This window comes from Microbacterium sp. (assembly GCF_046295495.1).
In the GTDB taxonomy this organism is placed as follows: domain Bacteria; phylum Actinomycetota; class Actinomycetes; order Actinomycetales; family Microbacteriaceae; genus Microbacterium.
In genome coordinates, this window is sequence record NZ_JBKBNC010000016.1 from 31,349 (window position 1) to 45,551 (window position 14,203).

The window sequence follows — 14,203 nt, forward strand, 5'->3', positions numbered from 1 at the left end:
GACTCCGCCGCATCCCCGCGCATACGATGGTGCCCCCAGCGACGCTTCGGAGGACCGCGCGATGACCGAGAACCCCCTCGCCCACCGCCTCGACTACACGCTCGACGAGCTCGACGACGCCGCGCTGTCGGCATCCCCCCTCGATCTTTTCCAGCGCTGGCTGACGGATGCCGCCGACCTGCCCGAACCGAACGCGATGGTGGTCTCGACGGTGGATGCCGAGGCCCGGCCGACCTCGCGGACGGTGCTGCTGCGCGGGGTCGACGACGACGGGGCGCTGTGGTTCTTCACGAATCGGGACTCGCGGAAGGGGCGGGCGCTGGCGGGGAATCCGGCGGTGTCGATCCTCTTCCCCTGGTACGCGCTGCAGCGGCAGGTGATCGTGCTCGGCACGGCTAAGCCGCTGCCCGCCGAGCGGGACGACGCGTACTTCGCGTCGCGTCCGCGCGGGTCGCAGCTGTCGGCTTGGGCGAGTCACCAGTCGGAGCCCGTGGCATCCCGTGCCGCCCTCGAGGAGCAGATGGCGGAGGTGTCGGCGCGCTTCGGCGACGATCAGCCCGTGCCGCGTCCGCCGCACTGGGGCGGGTATCGGGTGGAGCCGCGCGAGATCGAGTTCTGGCAGGGGCGTCCGTCGCGGTTGCATGACCGGGTCGTGTTCTCCCGGGATGCCGCGGGGGAGTGGAGCGGGGTGCGGCGGCAGCCGTGATGCGAGCTCACAGACGGTTCCCCGAGAAACTGGCGGATTGACGTCGTCAACCGTCGTCTCGGATTCGCTGGTGATCCTCGAATGTCGCGCCTGACGGGGCGGCTGCATGTCGGAAAGCATTCGGTCCATATGTTGGGCAACTGGTTTCCGCAGCACGGGCGCACCGCTTCGATGAAAATCAGCCTCATCGCGTGCGTGATGGGGGAGTGGGTATCAGACCGAGGCGCGATTGGTGGGGGCAGTTCTTCGAAGCTCTCACGGTCTACATTCAGAAGTGCCGCATGCGTCGCGGCGCCGAGCAATGGAGTGGGATGTGAGCCGGACCGAGCATTCGCCGCAGGTGGCAGGGATGAGAGGCCCCCGCTCGCCATGGTGGGCGAAAGCGCTCCTCGTGATTCTCATTCTCGTGCTGATCGCCGGGGCGGCCTACGCGGGAGTCGCCATTGGCCGGATGCTTGGCGCGTCGGAGTCGCGAGACACCCAGGTCATCCGGTCCATCGAACGCGAAGAACAGATCATCCTCGTCTCGGCCGGTCAGGCCGACGTGAAGGAAGAGAGGCGGGACGGAGTGGACTTCCTCGACCTCGGGCTGTTCACCGTTCCCGGAACGGAACGAGCTCTGCTCATGCGCTACGAGTACGACGCCAAGTACGGCATCGAAGGCGGCGACGTGAAGATCAACCCCGACGGGAACGGCGGCTACCGGATCTCCATTCCGGAGTTCGTCTTCCTCGGCTACGCCAATCCGAACGTCGAGGTGGCGAGCGAAAGCAATGGCCTCCTCAGCTGGACGACCCCGGAGATAGATCAAGGCGAAGTCATCGAGAAGATCCTGACGGATGAAGCAGTCGCGACCCACATCGACGGCATCCGTCAGGTTCTGCAGGAGCAGGCGCAGGCGTTCTACTCGAACATCGTTCTGGCGATCGAGCCTGAGGCGCGACTGACGTTCACGTTCGCAGGGTAAGGCGACACCATGGCGAAGAAGAACGCAGGCAAGCTCCAGCTCGACGACAAACCCTTCGTCGACGCGACGTCGGAGGCGCGGTCGCGATACGGCCGGTTCAACCTCGCCATCGTCGGCGCCTCGGGCGTGGGGAAGTCGTCGCTCGTCAACGCGGTGTTCGGGCGCGACTGGGCAAAGGTCGGCCGCGGGTTGCCGGTCACGCGGGGCGTGCAGTTCTACAACGACGACTCGCTCGGCATCTGGGACGTGGAGGGGTTCGAGATCGGCTCGCCCGTTCCGCCCGATCAGCAGCTGCGCAACCACCTCGAAGCCATCGCCGCCCACTCCGGCGATCATCAGATCTCGGTGGTCTGGTACTGCGTGAAGGCGAACGACGACCGTCTCACGCCCGCCGACATCGCGATGATCCGCGAGCTCGATGCACGGGGACTGCCCGTCATCCTCGTGCTGACGAAGGTCGACTGGATCCGCAACCCGATCACCGGTCACCAGGGCGTGGCCAAAGACGTGCAGGCGTTCGTCGACTGGCTCAACGACCCGGTCGACCAGACGGGGGCGCGCCTGCGCATCCCGTACCGGCGTGTGATTCTGACCTCGACGCGCGACAAGCACGGGAAGGGGAAGGGGCACGGCCTCGGTGACCTTGTCACGGAGACGCTCGAGCTGGCTCCCGAACGCGACAAGGACGCCTTTCGCATCGCACAGCGCCTCAACCTCCCGTGGAAGCGCGAGATGGCTCGCCCGATCATCGCGGCGGCGGCGGCAGCAGCCGCGGGAGCGGCCACGGTTCCGCTTCCCGTCTCTGATGCGTTCACTCTGGCGCCGATTCAGCTCACGATGATGGGTCGCATCGCCGCGATCTACGACCTCGAGGTCAAGACGATGCTCTCGGCCGGGGCGCTGGCGCAGTTCGGGGTGCAGGTGGCGGGGCGGGCTCTCGCGACGAGCTTCCTCAAGCTCATCCCCGGCGCCGGGATCGTCGTGAACGCCGCGGTGGCGGGGGCGCTGACCGCGGCGACCGGGGAGAGCTGGATGAAGATCTGCGAACTGCTCCACACCGGCAAGATCGACGTGCGCAAGCTCGACCAGGAGTGGTCGAAGTACGCGCCCAGCTTCGTCGACGTGGTGCGGAAGCTCGTCGAGCGGCGGGCGAAGAAGGCCTGAGCCTCAGCCGGCCCACACCCGCTGCGGCCGCCACTCGGCATCCCACGCGACCAGGTCGGCGCGCATCCCCGGCTCGAGAAGCCCCCGGGTCTCGTCGCCCAGCGCTCGCGCGGGAACGGCGGTCGCCGCCCCCACGGCATCCGAAGGATCCAGGCCGAGATCGACGATCGCCGAGCGCACCGCGCGGTCGAGCGTGAGGGTGGAGCCGGCGATCGTGCGGCCGTCGGCGAGCACGGCGCGGCCGTCGGTGACCCGCACGTCGAGATCACCGAGTCGATAGGCGCCGTCGTGATGGGCGGCGGCGGCCATGGCATCCGTGATCAGCGCCACCCGGCCCGGAGCGGCCGTCAGCAGCACGCGCGCGACCGCGGGGTGCACGTGCACGCCGTCGAGGATGAGCTCGAGCGTCACGCGTTCGTCGGCGAGGGCCGCGGGCACGGGACCGGGCTCGCGGTGGCCGATCGCGGGCATCGCGTTGAGCGCGTGCGTGAGCAGCGTCGCACCGCGGTCGAAAGCGGCGCGGGCGAGGTCGTAGTCGGCCTCGGTGTGCCCGATGCCCACGCGGACGCCGTGCGCCACGAACGCCTCGATGGCCTGCATTGCTCCGGGGAGCTCGGGCGCGAGGGTGATCTGACGGATCAGACCCGGCTCGGTCGAGAGCACCAGCTCGACGAAGCGCTCGTCGGGGGCGGAGAGCGCCGCCGGGTCGTGGGCTCCGCGGCGGGCGGGGGACAGGCACGGTCCCTCCAGGTGCGCGCCCAGGATGCCGGGATTCACCCGACGCGCGGCGCTCACCGCGTCGAGGCGACGGCGCAGCACCTCGGGGGCCGACGAGACGAGGCTGACCACCGTCGCGGTGGTTCCGTGGCGTCGGTGGGCGGCGACGCCGGCCAGGATGGCATCCGATCCGTCGTCGAAGGCGTGACCGCCGCCGCCGTGCACGTGGATGTCGACCAGCCCGGGCGTGAGCACCGCGCCGTCGAGGTCCACGCGCTCCGCCGCCGCGGGCGCGGGGCCGTCGCCGACCTCGGCGATGCGTCCGTCGCGGACGAGCAGCCACGCACCGGGGCGTTCGCCGCGGGCGTCGATCGCCCGGGCGCCGGTGAGGAGCAGCTCGTCGGTCATGCCGAGGCGATCTCGCGGTGATCCCAGGCGAAGCGGTAGTACTCGCGATGCTCGAGCAGGGATGCCGCGGCCTCGTCGACGATGACCACCGCCCGGCGGTGCAGCTGGATGGCGGATGCCGGGCACGACGAGGTGAGCGGACCCTCGACGGCCGCGGCGACCGCGGCGGCCTTCTGCTCGCCGAACGCGAGGAGCACGAGAGTTCCCGCGTCGAGGATCGTGCCGACGCCCTGCGTGAGGCAGTGCGTGGGCACGTCGTCGACGCTGTCGAAGAAGCGCGCGTTGTCGGCGCGGGTGGCGGGGGTGAGCGCCTTCAGTCGCGTGCGCGATGCGAGCGAGGAGCCGGGCTCGTTGAAGCCGATGTGCCCGGTGCGCCCGATGCCGAGGATCTGGAGGTCGACGCCGCCGGCCGCGGCGATCGCCGTCTCATAGCGCTCGCCGGCCTGGGCCAGCGGGCCGTCGTCGTCGCCGGGAACCCGCACGCGCGCGGGGTCGAGCCCGAGCGGTGCCACGATGTCGCGATCGACGACCGCGCGGTAGCTCTCGGGGTGCCCCGCGGGGAGCCCGACGTACTCGTCGAGGGCGAAGCCGCGGACCGCCGACAGGTCGAGCGCGCGCTCCGCGAGGGCCGACCACACCGGCAGCGGCGTCGATCCGGTGGCCAGGCCGAGCGTCGGCTCCGCGCGGCGCGCGAGCGTGTCGACGATGAAGTCGGCGGCGATGCGCCCGGCGTCGGCCTTTCCGCCGACGATGGCGATCTCGGTCATGCGCGTGCCTCTCTGCGGGGGGCGGTCGATCCAGCGGGATCGGTGGTGGTGCCGGTCGGGGCCGGGGCGGCGTCGGTCGCCGCGTCGGCGGCTTCTGACCGCGCTGCATCCAGGATGTCGGACGGATGCCATTCCCGCGTGAGCTCCGACCGGTGGGCGGCCTCGAAGGCCAGCATCGCCGCGCCGATGCGCCCCGCCTGCGTTCCCAGCGTCGACGTCGTGATGCGCGGAGCCTCGCGCCAGGCGAGGGCCGCGCGCAGGCGCTCGCGGAGCGGGGCGAGCAGAGCCTCGCCCGCCTGCGCGACGCCACCGCCGAGCACGATCACCTCGGGGTCGAGGAGGAGCGTGGTGGTCGCCAGCCCCGTCGCGAGGGCGTCGAGCCCCTCGGCCCACACCGTCGCCGCGATCGGGTCGCTGTCGAGACGGGCCACGAGCTGCGCGGCATCCATCGGGGTGGTCGCGGAGCCGGTGCGAGCGCTCGCCGCGGCGTAGCGGCGGGCCAGCCCGGCGCCCGAGAAGTACACCTCGAGGCAGCCGACCTGACCGCACGTGCACGTCTCGCCGCCGGGCACGGCCGGGATGTGCCCGAGTTCTCCCGCGCCCATGATGGCGCCGTCGACCGCGCGTCCGTCGGCGATGATCGAGGCGGCGACGCCGGTGCCGATCGCCGCGAAGAGCACGTTGCGCGAACCGGCGGCGGCACCGAACGCCTGCTCGGCCGCCCCCGCCGCCCGCACGTCGTGCGCGACCGCGACCGGGATGCCGATGGCCTCGGCGAGCACGGCGGCCAGGGGGACGTCGGTCCAGCCCAGGGTCGAGGCGTAGCGGACGGTGCCCGTGGCGCTGTCGATGAGGCCGGGGCTGACCACGCCCGCGCCCACGACGTCGAGGCCGATGTCTCCGGCGCTCGCCGCGAGGTCGCGGAGGAGCCCCGCGATGCGCGAGAGCGTCTCGGTCCCGGAGTCGCCGGTCGCGACGGAGGAGCTGCGGCGCACCCGTCCCGCGGCGTCGACGAGGGCACCTTTGGCCGAGGTGCCACCGATGTCGATGGCGAGCACGGCGGGCGTGCGGGCTTCGGTCGCTGCACGGGGGGCAGCGGCGCGGGCCGCCTGCACCGTCTCGCGCACGAGCGTTTCGTCGGTGACGAGATGACCCCGCTCGGATGCCACCTGTGCGCGCAGATGCACTTCGCCGGCGCCGGTGCGGGCGATCAACGCCGCCACGTTGTGGGCGCGGACCGAACCGCCGACGAGCACCTTCGGCATCCCCGGCTCGGTGGAGCGCTCGCGGAGCTGCGCGAGAACCTCGGCGCCCTCGGCCGCGGTCGCAGCCCCACCCGAGGTGAGCACGCGCTCCACGCCGTTGCGCGCAAGCGTCTCGTAGGCCGCGCGGAGATCGGGGGTCTCGTCGAACGCCTTGTGGAAAGTGATCGGCACGCCGTCGGCGGCCGCGCGGATGGCGTCGAGCGCCGGCTCGTCGATGCGCCCATCGGGCAGCAGGGCGCCGAACACGATGCCGACCGGCACGGAGCTCGAGCGGGCGAGGGCCGCGATCGCGCGGGCGTCGGCGAGCATCACGCGCATCTCGTCGTCGGCGTAGACGAAGTCGCCCCCGCGGGCGCGGACCATGATCTGCACGCCCACGCGGCTGACCGCGGCAAGCACGGCCTCGATCATGCCGGCACTCGGCGTGGTGCCGCCCTCGAGCAGGTCGGCGCAGAGCTCGACGCGATCGGCCCCCGCGCGCTCGGCGGCGAGGACGCCGGCGAGATCGTCGACGCAGATCTCGACGAGCGGGCGGGAGGGCGCGGGGGTGTCGGCGACGGATGCCGGATCGGCCGCGGTGGTCACGGGGCGGCGTCCGCGGCGGAGGCACGGCGCGCGTCGAGCCAGGCTCGCACGTCTCCACCGACCTCGATCGACCCGACCGGAACGCCACCGCCGAGGATGGGGAGGGCGACCAGGTCGCCGGCGTCGCGGATGTCGGCTCCGAGCGCCTCGAGCACGGTGAGGGCGACCAGCGTGGTGGCGCGGGGGTTGCCGTCGAGGATCTTCATCGACACGGCCGCGCCGTCGGCGGTGGCCATGCCGATCACCCCCTCGGCGCCGCCCTTGGCCAGCAGGCCCGGCACGCGGAGCATGGCATCCGTGTTCGCGTGGTGGTCGCCGCCGACGAAGCGGGGGAAGGCGCGCATGGCATCCGCCACCCGTCGCTCGGGCGAGCCCGGTTCGGCCGTGACCAGGGCGCGGAAGATGCGCGCGATGCCGAGGGGCGAGGCGCTGAACAGCGGCGCTCCGCATCCGTCGACGGCGTCGTACCGGACCTCTTCGCCCGAGAGGCGCTCGAGGGTCGAGCGCACGAGCTGCTGCAGGGGGTGCGCGGGATCGAGATACGTCGCGGTGTCCCACCCGTTGACCGCGCAGGCGAGGAGCATCGCGGCGTGCTTGCCGGAGCAGTTCATACGCACGCGCGAGCGGGTCTCGCCCTCGCGGATGAGACGCTCGCGGGTGGGTTCGTCTTCGGGCCAGTCGACCGGGCAGCCCAGCGCCTCGTCGCTCAGGCCGGCGCGCTGCAGCATCGAGCGGACGGCATCCACGTGCACGTCTTCGCCCGTGTGGCTGCCGGCGGCGATCGCGAGGTCGGCACCGTCGAGGTCGGCACCGGCGATCAGGCAGGCGAGGGCCTGCACCGGCTTGACGGTGGAGCGGGGCAGGATCTGCGCGTCGCTGCCGGTCTGCCACGCGATGCTCCCGTCGGCGGCGAGGGCCGCGAGCGAGCCGAGGTGACGGCTCTCGACGACACCCGAGCGGACGACGACCGCGAGGTCGGCGAGCGGGGAGGGGACGGGGGGAAGGGATGTCACAGGGTTCTCTTTCGATGCCGTCGCGCGAGGACGCGCGAGGGGAGGATCAGCGGTCGACGGGGGCGTTCGGCGTCGTCAGACCCGCGGGGGCGGTCTCGGTGGGCGCCGCCAGGCTGCGGCGGCCCGGGCGTCGCTGCAGGCGGGAGGCGAGGCCAGAGAGGCTGCCGTTCAGGGCGAGGAAGATCGCGGTCACGACGACGAACGTCTGAATGAGCAGACCGTTGTACGCCGACAGCACCTGGCCGCGGTAGAGCAGCTCGGTGAAGGCCACGATGTAGCCGAGCGAGGTGTCTTTCAGCAGGCTGACGAGCTGCACCACGAGCGAGGGCGCGACGAAGCGGAGGGCCTGCGGCAGCACGACCTTGCGGTCCACCTGCCACCGCGACATGCCGAGACTCAGACCCGCCTCGGTCTGCCCGCGGGGCAGGGCGAGCACGCCGGCGCGGATGATCTCCGCGAACGCGGCCGAGTTGGCGATCGTCAGCGGGATGACGAGCTTCCACAGCAGGGGGAAGTTGAGCCCGAGCTGGGGGAGGCCGAACAGCATGAGGTAGATGAGGAGGAGCACGGGGATGGTGCGGGCGACCTCGATGTACGCGGTGCAGACCCAGCGGACGGCGGTGACCCGGCTGAGGCGCCCGAGCGCCAGGACCAGGCCCAGGGCGAAGCCGAGCACGGCGGTCAGCGCGGCGGCCTGCAGGGTGCCGACCAGGCCGACGCCGAGGTACTCCCAGATCGCGAGATCGAGGAACGGAGTCCAGCGGTCGGCGTCGAGTTGGCCCTTCGAGGCGAACTGCACGACCCCGAGCGCGACGACGCCCAGGATGACGAGCGCGCTGACGACCGACCAGATGCGGATCTTCAGGCGTGTGCGGGGCCCCGGCTCGTCATAGAGCGCGGAGACGGGGGATGACGTCATCGGCGGATCCTCAGCTTCTTCTCGAGACGGCCGGCGGTGAGCCCGATCGCCAATGCCAGCACCATGTAGACCAGGCCCGCGGCGGTGAAGATCAGGATGGGCTGCGCCTCGACGAGGTTCAGCTTGTTCGCGGCGCTGGTGAGCTCCACGACGCCGATGGCCGCGGCGAGGGCGGTGTTCATGGTGAGGGCGATCATGACGTTGCCGATGGGCTGAATGGCTGCCCGCAGCGACTGGGGGATGACGAGGACCCGGAGGGTCTGCCCGAGCGAGAACCCGAGCGCGCGGCTGGCCTCGATCTCGCCCCGGCCGACGGTGTTCACGCCGCTTCGCACGGCCTCGGCGACGTAGGCGGCTTCGTAGAGCGTGAGCACGATGATCGCCGTCGGGGTCAGGGGCAGCAGGAATCCGGCATCCGGGAGCGCGAAGACGGCCAGGACGAGGAGGACGAGCAGGGGCACGTTCACGAAGAACTGCACGTAGGCGAACGCGGCTCCGCGCAGCACCGGAACGGGGCTGATCCGCGCGGCCGTGATGAGCGTGCCGAGCACGATCGATCCGATGCCGGCGGTGACGGCCAGCAGGATGGTCGTTCCGAGCGCCTCGGCGATCGGGCCGGCGCTGGTGACGAAGAAGTCCATGGGGTCCTTGGAAAGACGGAACGTGACGGGGCGACCGGCGCCCACCCGCGGAGGGCGGACGCCGGTCGGTCGGCTCAGGAGCCGGGGACGCTGCCGATCGCCGGCGGGGTCGGGGCGCTGGTCTCGACGGCCGAGCCCAGGGTCGCGTCCCAGATCGCGGCCCACGAGCCGTCGGCCTGGATCTTCTCGAGCCAGTCGTTGATGAACGCCTTGAACTCCGCGTCGTCCTTCTTCAGGCCGATGCCGTAGGCCTCGGAGGTGAAGGGCTGTCCGACGACCTTGATGCTGTCGTCGTCGATCGCGTGGCTGGCGAGCAGCGTGAAGTCCTGCACGTAGGCGTCGCCGCGGCCCTGCTGCAGAGCCTGGAGGGCCTGGGGGTCGGTGGCGAAGCTGACGACCTCGGCGGTCGGCTGCTCCTCCGGCACGGCGGTGACGGCGGGGGTGTTGGCGCCGACGATGACGGTCTTGCCGCCCAGGTCGTCGATGCCGTTGATGTCGGTGTTGTCGCTGCGCACGGCGACGGCCAGACCCGACTCGAGGTAGGGGCCGGCGAAGTCGACCTGCTCGGCGCGCTGCTCGGTGATCGTGTAGGTGTTGAAGACCACGTCGACCGTGCCGTTGGCGAGCAGGGCCTCGCGCGTCTCGGAGGCGGGCGGCACGATCTCGACGTTGGGCTCGCCGAGGATGTAGATCGCCAGCATCTTGGCCAGGTCGGCGTCGAAGCCCTCGACGTCGTCGGGGTTGGTCGGGTCCTGCTGCGAGAGCAGGGGAGCGTCGAGCGCCTCGGCGACCACGAGCTTTCCGCGCTCCTTGATCTTCTCCATCGTCGAGCCGGGGATGAGGGCCGCCGCCTCCGCGATCGGGGCGTCGGCGTAGACGGCTTCGAGGCTGTTCGCCGCGGCCGAGGCGCTGGGGTCGGAGCCGGGCACGGCCGACGAGCCGGACGAGCACGCCGCGAGCGACGCGACGGTGGCCGCCGAGGCCAGGAGGACGAGTCCTCGGCGGAGGATCGAGCGAGAGGAGATCACGGGTACTGCCTTTCGTTGTCTGTTGCTGTGCTGCGTGACGGGCGCTGCCGTGCGGGGAGCCCGAAGCGCGCGGGGGTGGGGGACGTCAGTGCGCGAGGATCTTCGACAGGAATGCGCGAGCGCGGTCGCTCTGCGCGTGGGTGAAGAAGGCGTCGGGCGTGGAGTCTTCGACGATGCGGCCGTCGTCCATGAAGACGACGCGGTCGGCGGCGCGGCGGGCGAAGCCCATCTCGTGCGTGACGACGACCATCGTCATCCCCTCTTCGGCCAACGAGGTGATGACGTCGAGGACTTCGCTGACCATCTCGGGGTCGAGCGCCGACGTCGGCTCGTCGAAGAGCATGAGCTTCGGCTTCATCGCCAGGGCGCGGGCGATGGCGGCGCGCTGCTGCTGGCCGCCGCTGAGCTCGCCGGGGAAGCGCTCGGCCTTGTCGGCGATGCCGACGCGGTCGAGGAGGATGAGCGCTTCTTCGCGGGCCTTCTTCAGTGGCACTCTCGAGACGATGCGGGGAGCGAGGGCGACGTTGTCGAGGATCGTGCGGTGGGCGAAGAGGTTGAACGACTGGAAGACCATGCCCACCTCGGCGCGCAGGTCGGCCAGAGCGCGGCCCTCCGACGGGAGGGGGACGCCGTCGATCGTGATCGTTCCCGAGGTGATGGTCTCGAGGCGGTTCAGGCACCGGCACAGGGTCGACTTGCCCGACCCGGACGGACCGACGATGACGACGACCTCGCCGCGGGCGATCTCGAGGTCGATGTCTTTGAGCACGTGATGCGCGCCGAAGTGCTTCTGCACGTCACGCACCGCGACGAGGGCGTCTGCGCGCGGGGCGGAGGGAGGCGTGGGCGTTGTCACGGGCGTGGATCCTTCCCGCGGGCCAGCCGCGATGACGGAGAACCGGCGCGGGAGGTGATTTCCGCGCCATCGGTGAAATCAAACTAACGGTGCCATGTTACACAGGTATTTCGACTAACTAACTCCAGTTCTGGAGTAAGCTATGGTCGTGCAGTCCTCTCCCGCGCTCCTGCCGACGCTCACCCCGCAGGCCTTGGTCGTCCTCGCTCCTCTGCGCGCCGAGACGGCCCGCTCTCGCGCGGAGCTCGCCACGCAGACGGGACTGTCGCCGTCAACCGTGACCGCTCGCATCGACCCGCTGATCGCGGCGGGCGTGGTCGTCGAGACCGGCCCCGACGATTCGCGGGGTGGCCGCCGACCGCGACGGCTCGCCGTGCGCGGAGGGTTGGGGACGGTCGGCAGCGTGGACCTCGGCGTCGAGCGCTCCACCATCGGCCTCATCGACTACGCCGGGGTGCCCCTCGCCCACCGCCACCTCGCGCTGGATCTCGCGGAGGGGCCCGACGCGGTGGTGCGTCGCCTCGCCGCGGAACTGGCCAGCCTCGGCGCCGCGCACGGCGCGCCCGCGCTCACGGGAGCGGCGATCGCCCTGCCCGGCCCCGTGTCGGCGGAGACCGGAGCGCTCGTCGCCCCGTCGCGCATGCCGGGATGGCACGGCGTCGATGCGGCGGCCCTCCTCGCGGCCTCCCTCGGCGTCCCCGCGCTCGCGGGCAACGACGCGAACTGCATGGCGGTCGGCGAGCTCGTCGGGGGCGACCCGCTCGCGATCAACCAGGTCTTCATCAAGGCCGGCTCGGGCATCGGCTCGGGCGTCATCGCGCTCGGACAGCTCTACACGGGTCGAAGCGGCGCGGCGGGCGACATCAGCCACGTCAGCGTTCCGGGGGCCTCTCCCGTGGCGTGTTCGTGCGGGCGCGTGGGGTGTCTCGACGCCGTCGCGAGCGGATCCGCGCTCACCCGCGCTGCGCGCGACGCCGGCCGCGACGTCTCCGACGTCGACATGGTCATCGACCTCGCGCGCAACGGAGACGCCCTCGCCACGAAACTGCTGAGGGATGCCGGCAGCATGACCGGCGGCGTGCTGGCGACCATCGTCAACTTCTTCACCCCCGATCGGCTCGTCGTCGGAGGGGCGCTCAGCGCATCCGACGTGTTCGTCGCGGGGATCCGGTCGCGGCTCTGGGCCGACTGCCTGCCGATGGTGACCGAACGCCTCGAGGTCTCCCCGCCGCGCCACCCCCGGACGGGCGGCATCCTGGGGGCGGCCCGGCTGTTCCTCGACGCGGTGTTCGGGTCCCCGTCGGCGCGGGAGGCTCTGCGCCTGCCGTCGCCCTGAGGGGCGTCGTCGCGGGGGTGAATCGGGCGCTCCGGTCAGGGCGCGAGGGCGGCGGCGACGACCGCGGCGGCGACGGCGCGCGCCGGTGACGTCGTGGCGTCGGTTCGAAGGCGCATGGCGAGCTCGCCCGACGCCACGAGCAGGAGTTGGTCGGCCAGGGCCGCGGGGTCGGGGGCGCCTGCCTCGCCCGCGAGGCGCGTGAGGCGCTCGCGATAGGTGCGCGTCTCGCGTTCGAGCACTTCGGCGATCTGCGGCGGCGGGTCGGCGAACTCGGCCGCCGTGTTCAGGAACGCGCACCAGCGCGCGCCCCGGGGCCCGGAGCGAAAGGCGTCGTTCGCGTCGAAGATGCAGAGCAGGGCCTCGGTGGGCGAGCCGGCGTCGGCGATCTCGGCGTCCCACGCGGAGAGCCACGCGGCGTGCCGGCGATCCAGCACGGCGGCGACGAGCGCCTCTTTGCTCGAATAGGCCCGGTAGAGCGTCGCCGACGACACCCCCGCGCGTTCCAGGACGGCGTCGATGGGGGTCGCGGCGATGCCCCGGGTGAAGAACAGGTCTTCAGCCGCGTCGAGCAGCTTCGTGCGGGTGGCCTGTCGCGACGTCACACGTTCACCCTAGACTGCAAAAGTGAAACGATCGTTTTCGTCTGCATGGGTCACGGGTTCCTCTCTGGCCCTCATCGCCGCGACCTACGGCCTGGTGCGCCTGGCTTTCGGGCTCGTGCTGCCCGACGCGCAGCGTGATCTCGGCTTCGACGCCGCCCTGGGCGGAGCGATCTCGTCGGGAGGTTCCGCGCTGTACGTCGCGGCGGCCTTGGTCGGGTTCGTCGGGGCGGCGCGTGCGCCCCGCGCGGCGGTCATCGCCGCCGGCGCCATGGCCGCTGCGGGTGCCGCGGGGATGGCGATGGCCCCGGATGTCACGACGTTCGCCGCGGCCGCGATCCTGGGCTCAGCGGGTGCGGGGCTCGCCTCGCCGGCGGTCGTCGCGGTCATCGAGAGCCACCCCATGACGCGGGGAGATGCTCGCGCGCAGACCATCGCGAACTCGGGCACCGGTCCGGGACTCGTCGTCGCCGGGGTGCTCGCGCTCGTTCTGCTCCCCGACTGGCGGGTCGCGTGGGCGATCGCCGCCGTCACGAGCGCTCTCGCCGGGCTCGCGGTGCTCTGGGCGTTGCGGGGCGTCCCTTTGGGGGAGGAGCGAATGCCGATGCCCCCGAGGCCGTGGTTCGGACGACACGTCCCCCCGCTCAGTGCCGCCCTGCTCTTCGGTGCGGGGTCGGCGGCGGTGTGGACGTTCGGGCGGACCCTGCTCGTGGACGCAGGACTCGACGAGACGGTGTCGGTCGTCGCGTGGATCTCGCTCGGGGCGGGAGGCGCGGCGGTGGCGGTCACGGCCCGCCGGTTGGCGTCGTGGGGTCCGCAGCGGGCGTGGGTCGTCACGGTGGTGCTCGCGGCCATGGCGACGGCGGCGCTGCCGCTGACGGCATCCGGGATCGTCGTCGCCGCGCTCGTGGCGGCCGTCTTCGGATGGGCGTACACCGCGGCCACGGGAGCGCTCATCGCCTGGACGACGCAGCTCGACCCTCATCGCGCCGCCGCGGGGACGGCCGTGCTCTTCGTGACCCTGGTGCTGGGGCAGGGGATCGGCGCGGCGATCCTGGGTCTGCTGATGACCGGTGCGGGCATCGGGGCGGCGTTCGCGGTCGGAGCGGGGCTCTGTGCGCTGGCGACGGTCTTCGCGCGTCGGGAGGCGAGGGTGACCGCCGCGGCGGTCTGACCGGGTGCGGCGCAGCCGCGCCGGCATCCGCCATGTCGGCCCTCGCCGGGGCGGCGCG

The 14,203-nt window shown here is 72.0% G+C and carries 14 protein-coding genes; 5 read left to right on the top strand and 9 right to left on the bottom strand.

The features are described from left to right. Window positions 1-61 precede the first annotated feature (61 nt). From pdxH to ACK4LS_RS08305, 3 genes are all read left to right on the top strand, one after another. Window positions 62-706, top strand: a complete 645-nt coding sequence (pdxH, locus tag ACK4LS_RS08295; protein ID WP_409715919.1) for a pyridoxamine 5'-phosphate oxidase — start codon at window positions 62-64, stop codon at window positions 704-706. A gap of 391 nt (window positions 707-1,097) precedes the next feature. Further along, window positions 1,098-1,673 carry a hypothetical protein gene (locus ACK4LS_RS08300; RefSeq protein WP_409715922.1) on the top strand — a complete coding sequence of 192 codons (576 nt, stop codon included), beginning with the start codon at window positions 1,098-1,100 and terminating at the stop codon, window positions 1,671-1,673. Window positions 1,674-1,682: 9 nt separating this feature from the next. Further along, window positions 1,683-2,837 (top strand): GTPase family protein, encoded by a 1,155-nt coding sequence (locus tag ACK4LS_RS08305; RefSeq protein ID WP_409715925.1) that lies wholly within the window; start codon window positions 1,683-1,685, stop codon window positions 2,835-2,837. 3 nt (window positions 2,838-2,840) lie between these two features. Here ACK4LS_RS08305 and nagA read toward each other — a convergent pair whose 3' ends face one another. The 8 genes from nagA to ACK4LS_RS08345 form a co-directional block, all read right to left on the bottom strand. Then, window positions 2,841-3,962, bottom strand: a complete 1,122-nt coding sequence (nagA, locus tag ACK4LS_RS08310) for an N-acetylglucosamine-6-phosphate deacetylase (protein ID WP_409715928.1) — start codon at window positions 3,960-3,962, stop codon at window positions 2,841-2,843. Further along, on the bottom strand, window positions 3,959-4,729 hold the full coding sequence (locus ACK4LS_RS08315; protein ID WP_409715930.1) for a glucosamine-6-phosphate deaminase: 771 nt from the start codon (window positions 4,727-4,729) through the stop codon (window positions 3,959-3,961). The genes nagA and ACK4LS_RS08315 overlap by 4 nt, the downstream gene beginning before the upstream one ends. Then, complete coding sequence (locus ACK4LS_RS08320; protein WP_409715933.1) at window positions 4,726-6,579, bottom strand: copper homeostasis protein CutC; 1,854 nt, start codon at window positions 6,577-6,579, stop codon at window positions 4,726-4,728. The genes ACK4LS_RS08315 and ACK4LS_RS08320 overlap by 4 nt, the downstream gene beginning before the upstream one ends. After that, window positions 6,576-7,592 carry an asparaginase gene (locus tag ACK4LS_RS08325; protein WP_409715936.1) on the bottom strand — a complete coding sequence of 339 codons (1,017 nt, stop codon included), beginning with the start codon at window positions 7,590-7,592 and terminating at the stop codon, window positions 6,576-6,578. The genes ACK4LS_RS08320 and ACK4LS_RS08325 overlap by 4 nt, the downstream gene beginning before the upstream one ends. Window positions 7,593-7,638: 46 nt before the next feature. Next, window positions 7,639-8,511: an amino acid ABC transporter permease gene (locus tag ACK4LS_RS08330; protein WP_409715939.1), complete on the bottom strand. Its 873-nt coding sequence runs from the start codon at window positions 8,509-8,511 to the stop codon at window positions 7,639-7,641. Then, window positions 8,508-9,152 (bottom strand): amino acid ABC transporter permease, encoded by a 645-nt coding sequence (locus ACK4LS_RS08335; RefSeq protein WP_409715942.1) that lies wholly within the window; start codon window positions 9,150-9,152, stop codon window positions 8,508-8,510. The genes ACK4LS_RS08330 and ACK4LS_RS08335 overlap by 4 nt, the downstream gene beginning before the upstream one ends. A gap of 74 nt (window positions 9,153-9,226) precedes the next feature. Then, window positions 9,227-10,180, bottom strand: coding sequence for a glutamate ABC transporter substrate-binding protein (locus ACK4LS_RS08340; RefSeq protein ID WP_409715944.1), 954 nt, complete (start codon window positions 10,178-10,180; stop codon window positions 9,227-9,229). Between the two features lie 85 nt (window positions 10,181-10,265). Further along, complete coding sequence (locus ACK4LS_RS08345) at window positions 10,266-11,036, bottom strand: amino acid ABC transporter ATP-binding protein (protein ID WP_409715947.1); 771 nt, start codon at window positions 11,034-11,036, stop codon at window positions 10,266-10,268. A gap of 148 nt (window positions 11,037-11,184) precedes the next feature. On the opposite strand from ACK4LS_RS08345, the gene ACK4LS_RS08350 reads away from it, so the two are divergent. Further along, a complete protein-coding gene (locus ACK4LS_RS08350) occupies window positions 11,185-12,372 on the top strand; it encodes an ROK family protein (RefSeq protein ID WP_409715950.1) in 1,188 nt (395 codons plus the stop codon). Window positions 12,373-12,407: 35 nt separating this feature from the next. On the opposite strand, the gene ACK4LS_RS08355 is transcribed toward ACK4LS_RS08350, so the two are convergent. Next, on the bottom strand, window positions 12,408-12,974 hold the full coding sequence (locus tag ACK4LS_RS08355; protein WP_409715952.1) for a TetR/AcrR family transcriptional regulator: 567 nt from the start codon (window positions 12,972-12,974) through the stop codon (window positions 12,408-12,410). A 22-nt stretch (window positions 12,975-12,996) separates the two neighbouring features. Here ACK4LS_RS08355 and ACK4LS_RS08360 point away from each other — a divergent pair, with 22 nt between their 5' ends. Continuing rightward, complete coding sequence (locus ACK4LS_RS08360; protein WP_409715955.1) at window positions 12,997-14,145, top strand: MFS transporter; 1,149 nt, start codon at window positions 12,997-12,999, stop codon at window positions 14,143-14,145. The last annotated feature ends 58 nt before the right edge of the window (window positions 14,146-14,203 follow it).